This window comes from Candidatus Merdisoma sp. JLR.KK006 (genome assembly GCF_036941035.1).
Taxonomy (GTDB): Bacteria; Bacillota; Clostridia; order Lachnospirales; family Lachnospiraceae; genus Laedolimicola.
Genome location: NZ_JAYMNS010000097.1, coordinates 1 through 466, shown reverse-complemented (window position 1 = coordinate 466; position 466 = coordinate 1). Strand labels below are relative to the sequence as shown.

General features: G+C 51.7%; 1 pseudogene. It reads left to right on the top strand.

Annotated features, from left to right (window positions below):
* Nucleotides 1-466, top strand: a pseudogene (locus tag VSQ61_RS22755) (hypothetical protein); the annotation flags it as partial.

The window sequence follows — 466 nt, the reverse complement described above, 5'->3', positions numbered from 1 at the left end:
CACCACGACCACCTACACCTACGACACGCTGGGGAACCTGGTGCTTGAAAAGGCGAAGAACCATGTGGTAGACTATCAGTATAATGAGCTGAACCAACTCGTTCAGAAGAAAGACAAAAACGAGGTTTACACCTACACCTACGACAAGCGGGGCAACCGCACGGCGGAAATAGGCAAAAAATCCAGTCGATCCTACGTTTACGACGAAACAAACCGCATGGTGGAGGGAACCAACTGGAAGGGAGACAAATCCGCCTACACGTACAACGGACTGGGCATCCGGATCAACAACATCCATACCACCCATGCCGGAAAGGTCTACGCCCGTGATTACGTGATTGATTACACCAGCTTCGAGAACGACGACCTGATGGTGTTTGCCGAGGGCAACGGCCAGCTTGAATATGAGCAGAAGCACGTGTATGCAGGAAGCGAGCGAATCGAGCAGTTCACGGACAAGGGAAAT